We start from the raw sequence: 18811 nt of genomic DNA on the forward strand, positions 1-18811 counted from the left end.
CTCCTGTGGCACGGCTGCCAACCGGCTGTGAGTTGAGTGGATGCCACACTGGCCGCATGTGGAATCCCGACGTCTACCTGACATTCGCCGACCATCGCGGCCGCCCGTTCTTCGACCTGCTCTCGCGGGTCAACGCTCAGGCTCCCAGGCGGGTAGTCGATCTCGGCTGCGGGCCCGGCAATCTGACCGCGACGCTGGCGCAGCGGTGGCCGGACGCCGTCGTTGAGGCGTGGGACAGCTCGCAGGAGATGGTCAAGGCGGCACGCGAGCGCGGCGTCGACGCTCACGTCGGCGACGTACGGGAGTGGACACCGCGGCCGGACACCGATGTGGTGGTGAGCAACGCCACCCTGCACTGGGTGCCGGAACACGCTGAGTTGCTGGTTCGGTGGGCCGGTGAACTCGCGGCCGGCTCGTGGATCGCCATGCAGGTGCCCGGCAACTTCGATGCGCTGTCGCATGCGGCCGTGCGTGAGCTCGCACGTCGTGATCAGTGGGCAGAAGCGTTGCGGGACTTCCCGTTTCGGGAGGGCCAGGTAGACGACCCGTCGGGATATGCCGGGCTGCTCAGTGACGCGGGTTGTGCCGTCGATGCATGGGAGACCACCTACATCCACGAACTCAGCGGTGAGAATCCGGTGCTGGAGTGGATCACCGGCACCGCGCTCACCCCAGTGAAGAGCCGGCTCAACGACGAAGAGTGGCAGGAGTTCCAGCAGGAGTTGATTCCGATGCTCGACGCGGCCTACCCGGCACGGGCCGATGGCAAGACGTTCTTCCCATTCCGTCGGATCTTCGTGGTGGCACAGGTTGGGTCAGGTGGGTAACCCGAGCTTGTCGGCCTCGGCCCGGTAGCGGTCCACCCATTCGTCGGAGCGTTGGTCGGCTTGGCGTTCCAGCACGGGCGCCGGTGCGAGTCGGGGATCTTGTCCTATTGCCTCGAGCACGGTGCTGACGATCTGGGTGAGGTTGCGCCAGAGCACGGGATATGCGATCTCGATCGGCGTGAGGTTCTCCTCGTCGAACCAGGCCCGCCAGCCTTTCTCCTGTTCGCGCAGCATCGTGACGATGTGTGCGATTGCCGCCGCGTGATACTCGGCGCGGGAGTCGCGTACGGGATCGGGTCTGCCGCGCCAGACGCGGGTCTGCACCGCCCGCCAAAACGAAACGGCTTGGGAGACAACGTCAGGACGGTGAACATAGATGAGAACCGGGTCGCTGCCGATGATGTCGCGGATGGCCGAAAGCAGGCCATCACCCGACCGGTCGGGTAGTCCCGCCGCGCGCTGCAGGAGCAACGGCGTCTGGTTCCACATCAGCTTGCCGCCCCAGATGCCGTTCGGAGTGCGGCCGACAGTACGGATGTAGTCACGCCAGATCTCGGGCGGCGCTAGGTCGGGCTTGCCTTCGTCGAGCGGATCGAGCAGCCGGAGGATCGAGTGGTCGTCGACACCCTCGAACCATTGCCTCGGCTGCGGGGATTGGCTTGTCGTCGGCAGATATTGGAAGAACTCCCCAGGCTCTCCTGCCACACCGGTGGCGCGCAGCGATTCGACGAGCAGCGTGCTGCCACTGCGCTGCGAAGCGAGCACCAGGTAGGCCGTCGCGGGTGACATGCGCGAGAGCATAATCGCATTCAATTCGCTTGGCACGCGCGATCATTGCGATCACAGTGAGTAAATCTATTTCCCGGAACCGTGGTTCTCTTCGACGCCTCGCTCTGCCGCAATCGCCGATCGGCTGGTGATCTGTGGGCCATGAATGCGTAGGTACGTTTCGGTGTAGCGCTCGGCAATTCGCGTGCCCGCAAACTCGGATGGGATGACGTCGTTGGTCTTGTGGCGCCAGTCGTCGAGGAGCAGCGCGAGATCGTTGGCGATCGCTTCGGACTTGTCGGTGACGTCGGCGGCCAACAGATTGCGTGACTCCGTCGGATCCTCGACGAGATCGTAGAGCTCGCGCGCGGGCCGCTGCGATTGCACGAGCGGCTCCATCGCTCGGCCGGGAGCGCTGTCCGCGATATCCCATGGCAGGTCGAGCAGCGGGCGGGTGGCGTAATTCTCGATGTAGCTGTATTCCTTCGTCCGGATGGCCCGGATCGGGTCGAAGGAATCGTGGTACGTCTTCGTGGTGTAGACCTCGGTCCGCACCGGGTGGTTGGCCGGGGTTCGCAGGCCGTCTGCGTGCGACAAGCCTTCGACGTCGGGAGGTATGTCGAGGCCGAGGAGGTCGAGCAGGGTCGGCAGCAGGTCGACGCCGCTGAACAGCTCGTCATACACCTGGGGCTCGATGCCGGTGGCCCGCGGAGGCCGCACGATCAGCGCGATTCCGGTGCCCGCGTCATACAGCGTCGACTTGGCGCGTGGCAACGCCGGACCGTGGTCGGTCATGAAAACCACCCAGGTCGTGTCGGCGAGGCCAGTGTGGTCCAGCATGTCGAGGAGCTGGCCCACTGCGGCGTCCGCAACGGCGATCGAGCCGTAGAACTCGGCAAGGTCTTCGCGGATGTCGGCGTTGTCCGGCAGATAATCGGGCACTACGACGTCATCGGCGTCCGCGGGATCGTAGCGGTCACGCGGATACGGGCGATGTGTCTCGAAGAACCCCGCGGTGAGCAGGAACGGCCGCTCGGGAGGCTCGGCGAGCCAGCGGGTGGCGTGCTCGACGACGTACTCGCAATAGGAGTTGGACACGTCGAACTCGTCGTAGCCCAGCTTCACAGGGTAAGACGTTTCATGCTGCATGCCGAATAACGCTGTATGCCAACCAGATTCAGCAAGGATGTGGGGAAGGGTACGAACGCCTGCGTGGTACTCCCAGCCGTGATGAGCAAGGCCGACAAGGCCATTGCTCTGCGGGTAGCGACCGGTGAACAGCGAGCCGCGCGACGGCGAGCACAGCGGCGCGGTGGCGTGGGCGCGGGTGAAGACGATGCCCTCCGCGGCGAGCCGATCGAGCCGCGGGCTTTCGACGTCGGTGTGGCCGTAGGCGCCGAGGTAGCGGCCGAGGTCGTGCCAATGCACCAGCAGCACGTTGTCTCGTCGCGCATTCACTCGGTTGGTCCTCCTTCTGTCGTCGGTCCACCGAACAGTGCATGTCGGTATTCGGCAACCCTTTGGCTCATTGACGAAGTTATCCCCAATGCCGAATTCATCCACAGGTTGGGCTTGGTGGCGAGGTTTCGCGGGCCCGGAGTCTTTGGGGGTGGGTAACTTCGCTCATATGTTCGATGGTTCGTTGCCGGAAGTTATTGACCTGTCCGCGTTGGATGACGCGGCGCTGGTCGATGCTGCCGCTGGCTGGGCCAGGACAGAGAACGCAGCGTGCGCGCGCAAGCTGGCGGTGATGGCCGAGTTGTTCACCCGGCGCACCGGGTTGTCAGCCGGGGAGCGTGAGGATTGGTGGGTCGACCCGGAAGCCGCCGTGGGTGCGGAGTTGGCTGCAGCCCAAAACGTCAGCACCTGGATGGCGCTGGCGCAGGCCCATCGCGGCGTGGTGCTGGCCGATCGGCTGCCCCAAGTTGCCGCATTGTTTGAGGCCGGCTTGATTAGTGAGCCCCTGGTGCGCGCGATCGAATACCGCACCTTGCTGGTCACCGATGCCGAAGCGATCAAGCAAGTGGATGCGTTGTTGGCCGATCAGGTGATGACCTGGGGTCCGTTGTCGGTACGCAAGACCGAGCAGGCCATCGACGCCATCGTGGCTTGGGTAGATCCTGGCGCGTTGCGTCGTTCCCGCGAGATGACCTGCCAGCGCGATGTGCGGTTTGGTTCGCCGTCGGATGAGGCGGGATATACCAGCATGTGGGCGCTGTTGTCGGCGGCCGACAGTGAGGTCGTCAAACAGCGGGTGGAGCAGATGGCCCGCTCGGTGTGTGAGGACGATCCCCGCACGCTGGGTGAGCGGCGCAGCGAGGCGCTGACCGCGATAAGTGCCGGCATCCAGCAGTTGGCGTGTCAGTGCGAGAACACCGACTGTCAGGCCGCACAACGCGACGCCACCCCGCCGGCCACAGCGGTCATCCACGTCGTCGCCGAGGCGGCCACCGTCGATGCGGCCCGCGCAGAGGCTGCAGGGTTGGCCACCAGGGCCGATGCTGAGCCTGACATCCACGACGGCGCGTCTGACGGCGACGAGTTGCCATCGGCCAAGGAACCTGAGGTCGACGATCCGGTGCCCGCGGCGGGACCCACCCGACTTTCCGAGCGTGCCGCGCTGCCGCCCGCTTTCTGCCCGGCACTGCCCGCTTTCTGTCCGGCACCGGCCGCCGCTGCTTCCTGCTCGACGCGGCCAGCATTTGTACTCGGCGGCGGGGTGCTGCCCACCCAGCTTCTTGCGCCACTGCTGGAGCGCGCCACGGTGCGTGAAATCCGCCATCCGGGCGACGCGCCACCAGAACCGCGCTACACCCCATCGCGGGCGTTGGCTGATTTCGTGCGCTGTCGAGATTTGACCTGCCGCTGGCCGGGCTGCGACAAACCCGCCGACGGCTGCGACTTGGACCACACCGTGCCCTACCCAATAGGGCGGACGCACGCGTCAAACCTCAAGTGTTACTGCCGCTTTCACCATCTGCTGAAAACCTTCTATTGCGGGGTCGGCGGGTGGCGCGAGCAGCAGCTGCCCGACGGCACCCTCATCTTGACCTCACCGACCGGGCACACCTACACCACCAAACCCGGCAGCGTCTTGCTGTTTCCAACGCTGTGCCGACCCACCGGCACTCTCTGGGCGCCCGGACACGAGCCGACAGTGAACCCGAAAAACAACCGCGGGCTCATGATGCCCAAACGGAAACGCATCCGAGCCGAGAAGCTCGCCCGCCGCATCGACGCCGAACGCAGACTCAACGACGAGTACGTCGCCGAACGCAACAAACCGCCACCGTTCTAATGCTTTTCGCCAAGCTACGGGTGGTACGGCACACCGACCGCGCGGAATACATACTCCGGCGGCACATCGAACGCCAGGGTTCGACGGGGCAGCCGCACAAGCAGATCCTCGGGCAGCGTCTCTTTGTAGTGCAGCAAAAGTTGGCCCTCGCAGCGGGGATCTACCTCGGCGACGTTGACGTCGAGCGTGAGGCCGGTCGCCGAGAGTTCGGCCTTGACGGTCCCGTCCTGCGGCGCGTCCCACGGGGCATCGATGGTGCGCCCGGCCAGCTTTGGCACCGACGACAACGTGCCGAGCACCCGCTGATTGGTCAGCACCAGCGAGCCGACGTAGCTCGAAATGCTGCCCGCAGAGCGCATGCCAGGGACCCGCCCGCTGAACCGTCGCGTGACAGAAACGTATTCGGAGAGGTGCAGGATGCCCTCCGCCTCGACCTCGGCGCGCAACTGGGGAGGGAGCTTGCCGATTCCTAGCAGCTTTCGTAGAAAGACGGCCATATGCAGTAACCCTAACGGGCCCTCGCAGCTTCGAGGGAAATCCAGGTGGTACAGCTGGAGGGGTGACACGGCGCCGAACTGAAGGCGTGACACCGCGGAAGACCTGGCTGATCGCGTCGGCAGCACTGGCTGTCGCGGTGTTCGCGCTGATGTGGATCGGCTACGCCTCAAACTGGAACTGGCTGGCGACGGTTGACTCGTCCTTGCTGGACGTAGGGCATCGCTACGCCGTCGATCACCCGGGCTGGGTGACCGCGTGGAACGCGTTCTGCACAGTGCTCGGGCCGACCACGTTTCGTCTGTTGACCCTGGTCGTGATCGTCTTCGCGGTGGTGCGCCGCAATCTGCGCGTCGCGATGTTTCTGGTGATCACTGTCGAGCTGGCCGGAATCATCACCGAGGTCGCCAAATACGCCGCCAGTCGGCCACGTCCGGTGACCGCGTTGGTCACCGCGCCATCGAGCTCGTTTCCGTCTGGACACGCGCTGGGTGTGATGGTCGCGGTGCTAGCGCTGCTGACCGTTGTGCTTCCGGTCGTGCGCCGCCAACTGCGGGGTTGGCTGATCGCGCTGGGCGCATTGGTGGTGATCGCGATCGGCGCCGGCCGCGTGGTGCTCAACGTGCACTACCCAACGGACGTGATCGCCGGATGGGCGTTCGGCTACGCGTATTTCGTCGCGTGTCTGCTGATGGTCCCGCCGGTGCGGCCGGTCACGGTAGCGGACGAAAAACCGGCAGCGCTCGGTACTGCACGCTGAACGTGGCCTCGGTGACCTCCGAGCCGATTTCGCCGTCGTGGGCCAGCACCGTCGGCCCGTCCACGGCTTTGAAGCTGAACTCGGGCACCCGCAACTCGTGATATAGCGGGCTGCGCTCCAGGCGGCCCAGCGCCAGCGCGGCAACGATCCGAGTCCTGCTGAACCGCCGCCCCGTCTCCAGAATCCGGACGTCGAGCAGGCCATCGTCCATGCGCGTGCGCCGCGACGGCGCGAATCCCGACGGCAGATATGTCGAGTTGCCGACGAAGAACAATGAGGTTTGCAAGTCCTTGTTGTCGTACGCGATCCGCACCGGCTCGTCGTGACGCAGCGTGTGGAACATCGCGTACAGGCCCGCCAGCGGCTTGCCGATCTTGTGCTCGAGGCGCTCGCGGGTCTGCACGAACGTCGGGTACGCGCCGATGCTGGCGGTATTGATCACCATGTGCCCCTCGTTGAGGCAAACCAGGTCCACACAGCCCACGCTGCCGCGCTGCACCGCGTCGATGGTCTTCGCGACGGTGTCGCAACCGATGTCCTTCGCGAAATGATTGAACGTGCCGCCCGGGAAGACCGCCAGCGGGATACCGGCTTCCAATGCCACGCTCGCCGCGCACGAGACGGTTCCGTCACCGCCACCGACCGCGAGCACTTCTGCGCGCTCGGCCGCCTTGCGCAACACGTCCTCGACATCGTCGTCCTCACTGAGTTCGACAATCTCGGCCTGCGGCAACGAGTCTCGGGTCTCGGCGACGACGCGTGCACCCGTCCCGCCTCCCGATGCCGGGTTCACCACCAACACGACGCCCGCACCCTCGGGCCGTTCCGGGGTGTCCACCCGCAGCGGATCCGCCGTCGGAATCTTGGTCACCACGACTGGTGGCACCACGCGCCCGCCGAGCACCGCGACGCCGGCACCGATGCCGAAACCCGCGAACACATCGCCGGGATAGTGCGCCCCTGTCGCCACTCGCGACAGGCCGACCAAGCCGGCCAACAGCGCCAGTCCCAAGCCCAGCGGCGGGCTCTCCAGCCCGACGCCGACCGCGAACGCTGCGGCGCTGGCCGAGTGGCCGGACGGCAGCGAGTTCGATGTCGGTGACCGGTGTCCGCGGCGTGCGATCGGCACGGTCAAACGGTTCGGCCTGGGCCGCACCCACACCCTCTTGGCGACTTGATTCGTGACCAGGCTGGTCACCGCCAGGCTCGCGACGCCGCGAGTCGCCCCGCGGCGCGCGGATGGACCGCCGAGCGCGCCGAGCAGGGCGGCGATGACGAACCACAGCTTCGAATGGTCAGCGGCCCAGGTCAGCCGGGGCATGGTGGCGTCCAGCAGGGGGCTGGGTGACTCCGCGATGGCCTCGAACACCTCGCGGTCCAGGGTCCCGAGGCCTTCGCCGATCTGCCGGATGCCCCGCCGGCGCCCCAGCAGGGACTGCAGTTTCATGCCGTCTACTTTGCCCGATCCACCGATCCTCAATCGTTTCTGAACCTTTACTTGACCCCAGCTGTGACACCCCTGACGATGAGTGCGTGCGCCGACTGTTAGCTCTGCTGTGCGCTGCAGCCGCCTATCTGACTGTGGCGCCTGTCGCGCACGCGGAGTTCACACCGTGGTTCGCCCGTCAGGTCGGCAATGCCACACAGGTGGTTTCCGTTGTGGGAGCGGGTGGTTCGTCGGCGAAGATGGACGTCTTCCAACGCGGGCCCGCGGGATGGGAAGCCATCCGCGCAGGCATCCCCGCTCACGTCGGCGCCAATGGCTTCGCCGCCGAGACCCACGACGGCAACATGGCGACCCCGCTTGGCATTTACACCCTCGACTTCGCCTTCGGCACCGCCCCGAACCCCGGCGGCGGCCTCCAGTATGTCCAAGTAGGCCAGGACCATTGGTGGGACGGCGATATGAAAAGTCCTACCTACAACACCATGCAGGTCTGCAAAAAAGCGCAATGCCCGTTCGATACGTCGCCGGACAGCGGCACCGAGAACCTCGTCATCCCGCAGTACGCACATGCGGTCGTGATGGGCGTGAACAAGGTCAGGGTGCCAGGCAACGGCGGCGCGTTCTTCCTTCACACCACCGACGGCGGCCCGACCGCGGGATGTGTGGCCATCGATGACGACACCTTGGTGGAGATCATGCGCTGGCTGCAGCCGGGTGCGCTGATCGCTATCACCAAATAGTCATCAAATATTAAGGGCCCGACCGGCTTTCACCTTGAAGTTGAGGTTCTCGGTCGACATCGATGCGTCGTAGGTACGGTCGTAGCCGGTCTCGCTGATCTTCCAGCCCTCGGCCGTGCGACGGTAGCGGTCGTGGTAGAAGCCCGCACCGATAAGCATGAAGTTGAAGTCCGGTGCGATCACCCGATCCTGCAGGTACCAGATTGCCGTCGCTTCGTCGCCGTCGACGATGATCTCGGGATGGGTGACGCGGTGCTCTGTGAGGATTTCAGGGCCGAGTGACGATCGCATGAACGAGACCAGCTCGTCGCGGTTGGTGAAGTGGTGCTCCTCACCGATCGATTCGCCGTACCGACCGACCACATCTTCGGTCAGCGTGTTGGCGAAGTCGTCCCAGTGCTTGGTGTCGAGGGCACGAAGGTACCGGTATTTGACTTGCTGGATCTCGTCGATGTCGCCCATGGGCGACAGGCTACTGCGCTGCAGTCAGGCCTCGCGTGGCCGGGCCTTCGAGCAGCGTGCCGTCGGGCGCGAACCGTGAGCCGTGCAATGGGCACTCCCACGATTCGTCGGCGTCGTTCCAGTTGACGATTCCGCCGAGGTGCGGGCACACCGGCGACACCCGATGCTCGACACCGTCGACGACGCTGCGGGCCTCCAAGTCCCACGGCGGGCCGCTGACCACGCCACCGCTTTCCGGTGTGCGGTTGCCGATCCGGGTCACCGGCGTGATCCATCCCTTGGCCAAATTGAACCCAACTTCGAGGTTGGCCTGCAACGCCTTCGGGATGCCCGACAGCTCGTGCGGACTCCAACTGGCAAATGCGTTCGCCCAATCCATCCGCCCCCCGAGGATCCGGCTCGACAGCGCCAGTGCGGCGGCGGTGCCGTTTGTCATGCCCCATTTGTCGAAACCCGTTGCGACGAAGATCTTGTCGTTGCCCGGCAGGATAGGGCCGACGTACGGCAACTCGTCGGCAGGCGTGTAGTCCTGCGCCGACCAGTAGTGGGTTTGCATTGCGCCCGGGTAATGCAGTTTGGCCCACGAATCTAGCTCCTGCACCGAGCATGCCGGGCTCTTCTCGCGGCCCACTGGGTGTCCGGCGCCACCGACCAGAAGCCGGTCACCGTCGGCCGTCGGCGCGTAACGCACTGAGCGAGTTGGCGATTCGGCGGACAAGTACATGCCGCGGGTGATGTTGCCGGGCACCTTGTACGCCATGCAGTAGGAACGGCTGGGCTTCAACCGAGCGAAGAAGCCCCCTCGATCGAGGATCGGAATGCCGGTCGCCAGTACGCATTGCGCGGCGTGAACGTCGAACTCGTCACCACTCGTGGTGCGAACATGTAGGGCCAACTTGTCGCCGCTACCCGAAACACTTTGCACGCGAACGCTTTGCGCCAATCGGCCGCCATGCTCGTCGAGCTCGACGATCAAACTGTCCAGCAGTGGCATCGGATCGAACTGCGCCTGATCGGCAAGTCGCACGCCACCGTGATAGGGGAACGGGACGTCGGCGTCGTCCACCCATTCGACGTCGAGCCCCGCGGCTTGACACGCCTCCAGTTCGGCGCGCGCGGTCCCAACACCATTGTCGGACTGTGCGTATGTGTAGGCGTCCTCACGCTGTACAGATATGCCGTGCGCCTCACAGTGGTGGAGCAACCACTCCTGGCCTTCGCGATTGCCCTGCACGTACTGCTCGGCCGTCTTCGTGCCGTGCTTGCCGACGATCTTCGACATCTTCGTGCCCTGCAGCAAGCTGATCTTCGCGGTCGTGTTGCCGGTTGCCCCGGCCCCTGCCGAATGTGCCTCCAGCACGAGAACGTCCTTGCCGGCCCGGGCCAGGAGTACCGCAGTGATCAACCCGGTCAGGCCGGCGCCGACCACCGCGACGTCTGCCGACCGGTCAGCCTCGACCAGCGGGTTCGGCGGTAGCGGCCGGTCGATTCGGTCGGCGAGCCACAGTGATGTCATGGCCTTGGCTGTACCCAGGCGGGCACGGACGAAACCCTGGTTGACCCCAGTAGTCGCCGCCGTGGTCGTCGTCGTCAATATCGGGGCACCAGTGGTAGCTCGGGAATTCACCTACCTACTCCGATGCGATGGTCGCGGCTCCTAGGTCGGTCAACCCGAGTCCGGCTGTCCTGATGAATGTTGTTGCTGCGCAGCGCGCCAAGGTGGTGACGCGTAACACCGCGACACTGAAATCTGTGTCCCAGCTATGTGGTTGAGTCCAACCCGCTGCCAATGGTGTCCAAAAAGCGGAGTGTCTAACGGAATTGGTTACATCGGCCCGCTATCGTGAGGTCCGTTATGAGCGACCCGTTGGGGTTGTCGATCGGGACGACCAACCTGGTCGCGGCGCGAGTCGGCAATCAACCGCTGATCCGGCGCTCGGTGTTGACCCTGTTCGGCCACGCCGCGCCTGACGTCGGCGTGCCTTCTGCGCACACCGACGGCGTCGTGCTGAGCGGATTCGTCGATCGTGTCGGCGACCCGGTCCCGCTGGTGGCCCCCGACGGGTCATCGCATCACGCCGACCGCCTGCTCGCCGACGCCCTTGAGGCGATGGTCTACGCCTCCGGCGGGCAGCCCTCGCCTCAAACCGCAATCGCCGTTCCCGCGCACTGGGGTACATCGACGCTGTGGGCACTGCGCAACGCGATGCGCGCCAAGTCGAGCCTCGCGCCCAATGGGACACCGGTCCGGCTTGTCTCCGACGCCGTCGCCTCACTCACCGCGCTGCACGCCAACCCCGGCCTTGATCCACACGGCGTGGTCGCGCTGCTGGACTTCGGCGGCGGCGGCACCAGCATCACGCTCGCCGACGCCGCAGCGCGCTTCGAGCCGATGGAGGACACCACCCGCTACACCGAGTTCTCCGGAGACCTGATCGACCAGGCCTTGCTGAACCACGTCCTAGACGGCATTGCCAACGCCGGTGGTGTTGACCCTGCCGGCACCACCGCGGTCGGTTCACTGACCAGGCTGCGCGAGGAGTGCCGCAACGCCAAGGAGCGGCTGTCGGCCGAGACCACCACCGAGCTGATCGCCGAGCTGCCCGGCTACCGCGCGGGAATCCGGGTCACCCGCGCCGAGCTCGAGAACCTGATTGCGCAGCCACTCGGTGGCGTGCTCGCTGCCCTGGAAAAAGCCTTGGAGCGCAACAGGATTAGCTGGTCGAATGTCTCCGCGGTGGTCACCATCGGCGGGGGTGCCAGCATCCCGCTTATCACTCAGCAGCTCTCCGAGCACTCGCAGGCGCCAGTGGTGACGACGCCGCAGCCGGCGCTTGACGCAGCGGTGGGGGCGGCGTTGTACGCCGCCTACGGTGCGGAAGCCGAGGCACAGACCGGGCTCGCACCGGTGCCGGTGCCGCCAGTCCAGCCGATCCCCGTTGTCGATCCCGTCAGCTCGCCGGATTCGGCGACGTTCCGCGCCCTCGCCTGGTCCCAGGACGACGACACCGACGACGTCGTGCCGTACACCGGCGACATCTACGCCACCGATGTGACGTCGGCCCGCCCGCAGGTGCAGTACGTTCCGCCGACGGAGCCGATCGAGGAGCCGCGTTCGACATGGAATCGGTTGCCGCAGTTGGTATTAGGGATCGCTGCGGTGGTTGCGGTGGTCGCTGTCGGCGGCGTCGCGATCGCGCTCACGAGCGCCACCGACAGCACCAAGGCGACCGAGCCGATCAAGACGGCGACCTCGGCACCGCCGCTGCCACCGACAAGCCCAGCACCGCCGCCGGCCACGCCGGCTCCCGTCGAGACCGTCACTGTCACCAGCGAGGCGCCGCCACCGCCGCCCACGACAACGTACGTTCCGCCGCCGACCACCACCCACATCGTGACGACGACCACGACTCAGCCCACCACGACGACGACCACAACCACAACGACGACCACCACGACGCCGACGACAACCACCACGACCACGACGACCACGACGACACCGACGATGACCACGACGTACATCAACGTGCCGTTCGTGCCGGTACCCATTCCGATTCAGGTACCTGCGCCGCAGAATCAGGCGCCGCAATACGAGCCGCAGTACCAGTACCCGCAGCCGCAGCAGGTGCCTTAGACGGTGGCCTGCTCGACGTTTCGCGGGTGATGGCAGGCGGCCTCGTGTGCCACCGCGTGCTCGAGCAAGGCGGGCTCGTCGGTGGTGCAGACCTCGGTGGCCCACGGGCATCGGGTGTGGAAGCTGCATCCCGGCGGTGGGTCGATGGGACTCGGCACGTCGCCCTGCAACACCAGCCGTTCCCGTGCGGCGTTGCGTTTCGGATCGGGAATCGGCACCGCTGACAGCAGCGCGTTCGTATAAGGGTGAATCGGCTTGCGGTACAGGTCTTCGGTGTCCGAATTCTCGACAACCTTGCCGAGATACATCACCGCGACTCGATCCGATACGTGGCGCACTACCCCGAGGTCGTGCGCCACGAACAGATACGACAGGCCGAACTCGTCCTGAAGTTCCTTGAGCAGGTTGATGATCTGCGCCTGCACCGACACATCGAGCGCGGACACCGGTTCGTCGGCGACGATGAACTTCGGCTGCAGCGCCAGCGCCCTGGCGATACCGATGCGCTGCCGTTGCCCGCCGGAGAACTCGTGTGGGTAGCGGTTGTAGTGCTCGGGCGACAGGCCCACCCGGTCCAGTAGCTCCTGGACACGACGCTTCAGTTCGCCGCCCCTGGCCAACCCGTGTAGCTCCAGCGGATCGCCGACGATCTGGCCGACACGCTTGCGTGGATTCAGCGACGCGAACGGGTCCTGAAAGATCATCTGCATCTGCCGGCGCAGCGGACGCAGGTCGCGGTGTGAGCGGCCAACCAACTCCTCGCCGAGGAACTTCACTGATCCGGACGTCGGCTGGGTCAGTTGCAGGATCGCACGGCACAAAGTCGATTTGCCGCAACCGGATTCGCCGACGAGGCCCAATGTTTCGCCTTCGTGCAACGTGAGGCTTACTCCGTCCACCGCACGCACCCTTGCGACTTCGCGGTCGACCACCACCCCCGACTTGATCGGGAAATGCTTTACGAGGTCGGTGACTTCCAGCAGCGGATCGCCCTTCACGGAATCACCTGTGCCCGACGGGATTTCTTTTCTTCTGGGTCGAGCCAGCAACGGTCCAAATGCGCGCCGCCGACGCGCGGCTCGAGCGGTGGTGGCTCGTCGCATTTGTCGAATGCATGCGGGCAACGCGGCGCGAACCGGCAGCCGGATGGCGGCGCCAGCAGGGACGGCGGCTGTCCGGGGATCTGCGCGAGGCGGGTGCTGCGCGATTGGTCGAGCCGCATCAGCGAGCCGAGCAGACCCCAGGTGTACGGGTGCTGCGGGTCGTAAAAGATCTCGTCCAGCGTCGCATTCTCGACGATCTGGCCGGCGTACATGACAAGCACCCGATCGGCGACCTCGGCGACCACGCCCAGGTCGTGGGTGATCAGAATGACCGCTAGGTCGCGGTCGCGGTTGAGTTGCTCGATGAGCCGCAGGATTTGAGCCTGCACGGTGACGTCGAGCGCGGTGGTCGGCTCGTCGGCGATCAGCACCTCGGGTTCCAGCGCGAGCGCCATCGCGATCATCACGCGCTGCCGCATGCCGCCTGAGAACTCGTGCGGGTAGTGGCGTACTCGTCGCTCCGGGTTGGGAATGCCGACCGAGCGGAGCAGTTCGACGGCCCGGTCGGCCGCCTCGCGCTTCGACACGTCACGGTGAGCCCGGATCATCTCCGCGATCTGATCGCCGACGCGATAGACGGGGTTCAGTGAGGACATCGGGTCTTGGAACACCATGGCGATCTGCTCGCCGCGGACATTCCGCAGCTGATCGTCGTCGAGGCCATTGAGTTCGCGATCCCGGTAGCCGACCGACCCGGTGATCCTGGCGTTGGGAGCGCGGGTCAGCCCGGTGATCGTCTGCGCGGTAACGCTTTTGCCCGAGCCGGATTCGCCAACGATGGCTAGCACCTCGCCGGCGCGCAGCTCGAATGAGACTCCGCTTACGGCCTGCACGACGCCGTCTTCGGTGGCGAAGCTGACCCGTAGGTCGTCGACTTTGAGGAGGGTGCTCATATGGCGACCTCGCAGGCGAGGGCGCCACATTCTGAGCCGATGATTCGCTCGCAAGTTTCGCTCTTTGCCTCGACTCGCGCTCGCTCCGGTCCTCGCTCGTTCCTCGCTGCGATCCTCACTCGCGGTCGTCTTCGGGTGCTCATGCCGGTGCCGCCTCACCGAGCCGGATCCGTGGATCCAGCACTGCATACGCGAAGTCAACGATTGTGTTGAACAGCACGATGAAGAACGCGCCGAACAGTGTGACACCGATCAGCGGCGGCAGGTCAAGGCTGCGGATCGCCTCCCCCGCATACAGTCCCACCCCGTTGAGGTTGTAGACCGTTTCGGTGAGGATGGCGCCGCCCCCGACCACCTGGCCGAAGTCGAGACCGAACAACGTGACGATCGGGATCATCGAGTTGCGAAGCACGTGGCGGATTCGCACCTGACGTTCGGACAGCCCCTTGGCCCGCGCGGTTCGCACGTAGTCTTCGTTCATCGCGTCGAGCATGTTGGAGCGCAGCATTCGGCTGTAGAACCCGACGAAGAGCACAGCGAGCGTGAACCACGGCAGGATCAGGTGGGACGCCCAACCCACCGGATCCTCGGTGAGCGGCACGTAACTGCCCGTTGGGAAGAGCTGGATTTTGAATGTGAGGAAGTACAGCAGGATCGCGGCCAGCCAGAACACCGGCATCGAAATACCCACCAGCGAAAGGATTGTCAGCGCGCGGTCGGTGAACTTCCCCGCGTGGATCGCACTCATGTACCCGAACAGCACCGCCAGTGCCATCCAGATCACCGCGGCCCCGATGCACAACGAGAACGTGGCGGGCACCCCTTCCCAGATCTGCTGCACGACGTTGCGGTCCTTCGCATACGACATGAGTTGGCCGGTGAAGATCTGCTTCATCATCGTCAGGTACTGCACAGGCAGCGGCTGATCCAGCCCGAGATCCGCGCTGACCCTGGCAATCAGCGCTGGGTCGGCGTTCTTGCCCGCGATCCGCGCAGCGGGGTCGGAGTTCGGGATGACGTTGAAGATCAAGAACACGATCACCGAGATCGCGAACAGCACTGCGATCATGCCTAGAAGACGCCGCACGATGAATCTGGCCATCAGTGCTCCAACCGGATCTTCGCGCGTGGGTCGAGTGCGTCGCGCAGGCCGTCACCGAAGACGTTCAAGGACAGCACTGTCGCGATGATCATCAGGCCGGGCACGATCGTCAGATGTGGTGCGGTGTAGATCATTTCGTAGCCGTCGGCGATCATGGTGCCCCACGACGCGTTGGGTGGGCGGACACCGGCGCCGAGGAACGACAGTGCCGATTCGAGCAGCATGTTGTTGGCGATGTTCAGCGTGAAGAACACGATGATCGTGGAGATGATGTTCGGCAGCAGCTCGGAGAACATGATCCGCAACGGTCCCTTGCCTTGCGCGATGGCGGCCTCGATGAATTCCTTCTCCCGCAGTGCCAGGATTTCGCCCCTGATCGGTCTGGCCATGTACGGCACATAAACGAAGCCGATGATCATGATCGGAATCCAGATCGAGTCGCCCGCGATCGCGAAAGGTCCGATCTTGAGACCGCCGATGGCCAGCGCGGTGCCCAACGCGATGCCGAGGAGCAGCACCGGGAACGCCCAGATCACGTCCATGATCCGCGACAGCACCGAGTCGATCCAGCCGCGGTAGTAACCGGCGAGCAGTGCGACGATCACGGAGAGCAAGGTGGTGACGGCGGCCGCCGCCAGGCCAATGTAGATCGACGTGCGCCCGCCGTACATCAGCCGAACCATCACATCGCGGCCGTTCTGGTCCGCGCCGAGCAGGTACTGCCCGTGCAACCCCGGCCCGATCGGGGTGCCGTCGGGCCCAACCACATTCGTCGGTTGCCCGTCGATCACCACCTTCTCGGTGATGTGGTTTTCATTCGGCCCGGTGTGTGCGATGTGTTCGGCCCAGAGCGGCGCCGCAAGACAGAACAGCACAATGAAGACGAACACACCGGCGCACAACAGCGCTATTTTGTTGCGCCGCAACCGGAGCCACGCCAGATACCAGGGGCTACGGCCCTGGATCTGCGATGCGGGCACACCGGTGGGAAGTGGCGGTTCTCCTGGGACCTCCAGTTCGCCGACGGGGACGACCATCGCGCCGCTACTTGATCTTGAACGACGTGTAGTCCTGATTGAACAGCAGATGGTGATAGGACGTGTCGAAGTCCATGCGTTCGGACAGGAAAGTCGTGTACTGCTCGTTCCCGTACGGTGCCCACACCGCTTGCTCCATGTATGCCTTGTCGAGGGCCGCGTACTGCTCTTCGACGCCGCCGTCGCCGATCAGCTTCGTCAGCAACTCGTCCTGTTTGGCGTTGTTGGCGGGGATGTCGACGCGGGAGTAGTTGTTGCCGTTGGTCGGCAGGATGTTCTTGCCGTTCAGTAACGGCCGGAAGAAGTCATCCGGGTGCGGGAAGTCCTGGAACCAGTCCGCGAATCCGGTATCCACGTCGGGTGTCGACTGGTTGCCGATCGTTGTCCAGTAGACGTCGCCCGCGATCACTTTGAGTGTCGCATTGAAGCCGAGTTGGGTGAGCAAGTCGTGGTAGTACTCGCCGATCCGCTTGCGGTCCGGTTCGTCGTCGGTCCACACGGTGATGTCGCGGTCCGCTGGATTCGCTTCTGCGATCAGCTGTTTGGCCTTGTTCATGTCGGGGCCGGGGTAGAGCTTGTACTCGGAGTAGCCCGGCATTCCTGGCGGCAGGATCTGCTGGGTGGGATGCATCCGGCCGCCGAAGATCCGGTTCAGCGCCTCGGGATCGACCGCATAGTTGATCGCCTGGCGCACCTTGAGATCGTTGAACGGCGGCTTCTGGTTGTTCATAAAGAAGTAGTAGGTGTTGATCGAGTCCTCCATGCGGAACCGATTGCCGTAGCGCGTCTTCACCTCTTGCAACCGGTCCGATGCAGGCGGGTCGACCATGAAGTCGACCTTGTTCTGCTCGATGTCGGTGACCTGGGCGCTGTTGTTCTTGTTCTCGGTGATGGTGATCTTGTCGACGCGCGCGTCGGCCACCTCATCGGCGCCGGCGTCCTTGACCGTCTTGAAGTTCGGGTTGCGCTCCAACGTCAAGGTGCGGGGCGCCTCCACCTTGCTGATCATGAACGGGCCGCTGGATGCCGGCGGGGTGTTGGTGGCGTCCTTGTCCAGCGGGGTGGTCGGCGGCACCGGCGCGGCGAACATCAACCCGAGCACATTTTCGAACGTGCCATTCGGCTCGGTCAGCTCGATGCTGATATCACCGGTGTTGTCGTCGGTCTTGATGCCGGTGATCGTCTTCGCCTTGCCGTCCGCGTAGTCCGTGGCGCCGACGATGACCTTGAAGAACACTGAGCCACCGGAGTCGGCTTTGAACAGCCGCTGGATGCCGTACGTGAAATCGGATGCCTTGATGGGTGTTCCGTCCGAGTACTTCATGTTCGGCCGAAGCTTGAGTTTGTAGGTCTTGCCGTCGGGCGAGATGTCGGGCATCTTCTCGGCCAGCGCGGGCACCACCTGGGTGCCTTCCTTGCCCTTGGCATGCTTGTACGTCAGCAGCGGGGTGTAGACGTTCCACAGCACCTCCCAACCCTCGACCGTGTAGGAGAGTTGCGGGTCGACGTAATCAGGGAAAGACGTCAGCGCGACGTTGATGTCGCCGCCACCACCACCGCCGCCACCGCCGCTTTTGTTACCGCCGCACGCTGCGACACCGAACGCTGCCAGCGGCGTGATACAGAAGATTGCGACAACCTTGCGCAGTGTGTTCATCTCGCTCCCTGTGGCTCGCTGTGGGGTGACTCCCCTAAAGCTGTACGCCGTTTTGCCCGGTTGAGTTGCCATCTTGAAGGAAAATTTCCGGACGGCAACTCGACCGTTTTCGCACACTTGTGTGTTTGGTTTGTCGCTGTGTTTGCGGGCGCAAGATATGAAGACTGACGTCAATTTTCGGGATTCCGGCCTGGGTGAAGTTAACTGTGTCATTATCTGCCGCAGGGCTACAGCCGTTCCTCGCAGTTTCCGCTTGTCCAAAAATCGGCTAATCGCGAGGCCAATAGATGGGAACCAACATGGAGTCAACACACCTGGTCCGTCGTGTCATGGCTGTTGCCGGAGGTGCGGCGATCGTCGTGATGGTCGGCGTGACGGCATCGTGCGCAAAGGAACAGCAGAAAGCGCCCGAGACGTCGACAACCACGACCACCACCTCGCCTACCACTACGTCTCCCGCCGCGCCGCCTGCGGCACCGACGGAGAAGAGCATCAATCCCACCGGCGGCAACCTCTTCACTCCGCCGGTCTATGCGCCGCCGGCCCCGACTCAGCCTCCTGGCGTTCACCGCAACAACGGATAGGACT

At 64.6% G+C, this 18811-nt stretch carries 17 protein-coding genes; 6 read left to right on the forward strand and 11 right to left on the reverse strand.

Annotation, left to right across the window (positions count from 1 at the left end; translation table 11 throughout):
• Nucleotides 1–56 precede the first annotated feature (56 nt).
• Nucleotides 57–827, forward strand: coding sequence for a trans-aconitate 2-methyltransferase (locus tag MYCSM_RS01390; protein WP_015304330.1), 771 nt, complete (start codon nucleotides 57–59; stop codon nucleotides 825–827).
• Here the strand turns inward: MYCSM_RS01390 and stf0 are convergent.
• Both stf0 and MYCSM_RS01400 read right to left on the reverse strand, forming a co-directional pair.
• Nucleotides 816–1616: a trehalose 2-sulfotransferase gene (gene stf0, locus MYCSM_RS01395; RefSeq protein WP_041312965.1), complete on the reverse strand. Its 801-nt coding sequence runs from the start codon at nucleotides 1614–1616 to the stop codon at nucleotides 816–818. The two genes, MYCSM_RS01390 and stf0, sit on opposite strands and share 12 nt — an antisense overlap.
• A gap of 66 nt (nucleotides 1617–1682) precedes the next feature.
• Nucleotides 1683–3053, reverse strand: a complete 1371-nt coding sequence (locus MYCSM_RS01400) for a sulfatase family protein (protein WP_015304332.1) — start codon at nucleotides 3051–3053, stop codon at nucleotides 1683–1685.
• A gap of 169 nt (nucleotides 3054–3222) precedes the next feature.
• Between MYCSM_RS01400 and MYCSM_RS01405 the strand changes: the two genes are divergently transcribed.
• Entirely contained in the window at nucleotides 3223–4893 is a 1671-nt protein-coding gene (locus tag MYCSM_RS01405; protein ID WP_041311166.1) for an HNH endonuclease signature motif containing protein, read from the forward strand.
• 14 nt (nucleotides 4894–4907) lie between these two features.
• Here the strand turns inward: MYCSM_RS01405 and MYCSM_RS01410 are convergent, their stop codons facing one another.
• Nucleotides 4908–5390 carry a hypothetical protein gene (locus tag MYCSM_RS01410; protein WP_015304334.1) on the reverse strand — a complete coding sequence of 161 codons (483 nt, stop codon included), beginning with the start codon at nucleotides 5388–5390 and terminating at the stop codon, nucleotides 4908–4910.
• An 86-nt stretch (nucleotides 5391–5476) separates the two neighbouring features.
• Here MYCSM_RS01410 and MYCSM_RS01415 point away from each other — a divergent pair, with 86 nt between their 5' ends.
• Entirely contained in the window at nucleotides 5477–6148 is a 672-nt protein-coding gene (locus tag MYCSM_RS01415) for a phosphatase PAP2 family protein (protein ID WP_015304335.1), read from the forward strand.
• Here the strand turns inward: MYCSM_RS01415 and MYCSM_RS01420 are convergent.
• Nucleotides 6102–7595 (reverse strand): bifunctional phosphatase PAP2/diacylglycerol kinase family protein, encoded by a 1494-nt coding sequence (locus MYCSM_RS01420; RefSeq protein WP_015304336.1) that lies wholly within the window; start codon nucleotides 7593–7595, stop codon nucleotides 6102–6104. The genes MYCSM_RS01415 and MYCSM_RS01420 overlap by 47 nt on opposite strands.
• 86 nt (nucleotides 7596–7681) lie before the next feature.
• Here MYCSM_RS01420 and MYCSM_RS01425 point away from each other — a divergent pair, with 86 nt between their 5' ends.
• Nucleotides 7682–8335, forward strand: a complete 654-nt coding sequence (locus MYCSM_RS01425) for a L,D-transpeptidase family protein (RefSeq protein ID WP_015304337.1) — start codon at nucleotides 7682–7684, stop codon at nucleotides 8333–8335.
• Nucleotides 8336–8338: 3 nt separating this feature from the next.
• Here MYCSM_RS01425 and MYCSM_RS01430 read toward each other — a convergent pair whose 3' ends face one another.
• Nucleotides 8339–8797, reverse strand: a complete 459-nt coding sequence (locus MYCSM_RS01430) for a nuclear transport factor 2 family protein (RefSeq protein WP_015304338.1) — start codon at nucleotides 8795–8797, stop codon at nucleotides 8339–8341.
• Between the two features lie 10 nt (nucleotides 8798–8807).
• Nucleotides 8808–10313, reverse strand: a complete 1506-nt coding sequence (locus MYCSM_RS01435) for an FAD-dependent oxidoreductase (protein ID WP_041311168.1) — start codon at nucleotides 10311–10313, stop codon at nucleotides 8808–8810.
• A 339-nt stretch (nucleotides 10314–10652) separates the two neighbouring features.
• Here MYCSM_RS01435 and MYCSM_RS01440 point away from each other — a divergent pair, with 339 nt between their 5' ends.
• The gene (locus tag MYCSM_RS01440) at nucleotides 10653–12431 is read left to right on the forward strand and encodes an Hsp70 family protein (RefSeq protein ID WP_015304340.1); all 1779 of its coding nucleotides are present in this window, start codon (nucleotides 10653–10655) and stop codon (nucleotides 12429–12431) included.
• On the opposite strand, the gene MYCSM_RS01445 is transcribed toward MYCSM_RS01440, so the two are convergent.
• From MYCSM_RS01445 to MYCSM_RS01465, 5 genes are all read right to left on the reverse strand, one after another.
• Nucleotides 12428–13429 carry an ABC transporter ATP-binding protein gene (locus MYCSM_RS01445; RefSeq protein ID WP_015304341.1) on the reverse strand — a complete coding sequence of 334 codons (1002 nt, stop codon included), beginning with the start codon at nucleotides 13427–13429 and terminating at the stop codon, nucleotides 12428–12430. The genes MYCSM_RS01440 and MYCSM_RS01445 overlap by 4 nt on opposite strands.
• The gene (locus MYCSM_RS01450) at nucleotides 13426–14427 is read right to left on the reverse strand and encodes an ABC transporter ATP-binding protein (protein WP_015304342.1); all 1002 of its coding nucleotides are present in this window, start codon (nucleotides 14425–14427) and stop codon (nucleotides 13426–13428) included. The genes MYCSM_RS01445 and MYCSM_RS01450 overlap by 4 nt, the downstream gene beginning before the upstream one ends.
• 139 nt (nucleotides 14428–14566) lie before the next feature.
• Nucleotides 14567–15529: an ABC transporter permease gene (locus tag MYCSM_RS01455; protein ID WP_015304343.1), complete on the reverse strand. Its 963-nt coding sequence runs from the start codon at nucleotides 15527–15529 to the stop codon at nucleotides 14567–14569.
• Nucleotides 15529–16566 (reverse strand): ABC transporter permease, encoded by a 1038-nt coding sequence (locus MYCSM_RS01460; protein WP_015304344.1) that lies wholly within the window; start codon nucleotides 16564–16566, stop codon nucleotides 15529–15531. The genes MYCSM_RS01455 and MYCSM_RS01460 overlap by 1 nt, the downstream gene beginning before the upstream one ends.
• Before the next feature lie 7 nt (nucleotides 16567–16573).
• A complete protein-coding gene (locus MYCSM_RS01465; RefSeq protein WP_015304345.1) occupies nucleotides 16574–18223 on the reverse strand; it encodes an ABC transporter substrate-binding protein in 1650 nt (549 codons plus the stop codon).
• A gap of 287 nt (nucleotides 18224–18510) precedes the next feature.
• On the opposite strand from MYCSM_RS01465, the gene MYCSM_RS01470 reads away from it, so the two are divergent.
• Entirely contained in the window at nucleotides 18511–18807 is a 297-nt protein-coding gene (locus MYCSM_RS01470; protein WP_015304346.1) for a hypothetical protein, read from the forward strand.
• Nucleotides 18808–18811: the final 4 nt, after the last annotated feature.

Origin of the sequence: Mycobacterium sp. JS623 (assembly GCF_000328565.1) — a bacterium.
In the GTDB taxonomy this organism is placed as follows: Bacteria; Actinomycetota; Actinomycetes; order Mycobacteriales; family Mycobacteriaceae; genus Mycobacterium.

Bases quoted from the DNA above. Each gene is read 5' to 3' on its own strand.
- MYCSM_RS01390 (WP_015304330.1), top strand. From the start codon at position 57: ATGTGGAATCCCGACGTCTACCTGACATTCGCCGACCATCGCGGCCGC.
- stf0 (WP_041312965.1), bottom strand. From the start codon at position 1,616: ATGTCACCCGCGACGGCCTACCTGGTGCTCGCTTCGCAGCGCAGTGGC.
- MYCSM_RS01405 (WP_041311166.1), top strand. From the start codon at position 3,223: ATGTTCGATGGTTCGTTGCCGGAAGTTATTGACCTGTCCGCGTTGGAT.
- MYCSM_RS01410 (WP_015304334.1), bottom strand. From the start codon at position 5,390: ATGGCCGTCTTTCTACGAAAGCTGCTAGGAATCGGCAAGCTCCCTCCC.
- MYCSM_RS01420 (WP_015304336.1), bottom strand. From the start codon at position 7,595: ATGAAACTGCAGTCCCTGCTGGGGCGCCGGCGGGGCATCCGGCAGATC.
- MYCSM_RS01430 (WP_015304338.1), bottom strand. From the start codon at position 8,797: ATGGGCGACATCGACGAGATCCAGCAAGTCAAATACCGGTACCTTCGT.
- MYCSM_RS01435 (WP_041311168.1), bottom strand. From the start codon at position 10,313: ATGACATCACTGTGGCTCGCCGACCGAATCGACCGGCCGCTACCGCCG.
- MYCSM_RS01440 (WP_015304340.1), top strand. From the start codon at position 10,653: ATGAGCGACCCGTTGGGGTTGTCGATCGGGACGACCAACCTGGTCGCG.
- MYCSM_RS01450 (WP_015304342.1), bottom strand. From the start codon at position 14,427: ATGAGCACCCTCCTCAAAGTCGACGACCTACGGGTCAGCTTCGCCACC.
- MYCSM_RS01455 (WP_015304343.1), bottom strand. From the start codon at position 15,529: ATGGCCAGATTCATCGTGCGGCGTCTTCTAGGCATGATCGCAGTGCTG.
- MYCSM_RS01460 (WP_015304344.1), bottom strand. From the start codon at position 16,566: ATGGTCGTCCCCGTCGGCGAACTGGAGGTCCCAGGAGAACCGCCACTT.
- MYCSM_RS01465 (WP_015304345.1), bottom strand. From the start codon at position 18,223: ATGAACACACTGCGCAAGGTTGTCGCAATCTTCTGTATCACGCCGCTG.
- MYCSM_RS01470 (WP_015304346.1), top strand. From the start codon at position 18,511: ATGGGAACCAACATGGAGTCAACACACCTGGTCCGTCGTGTCATGGCT.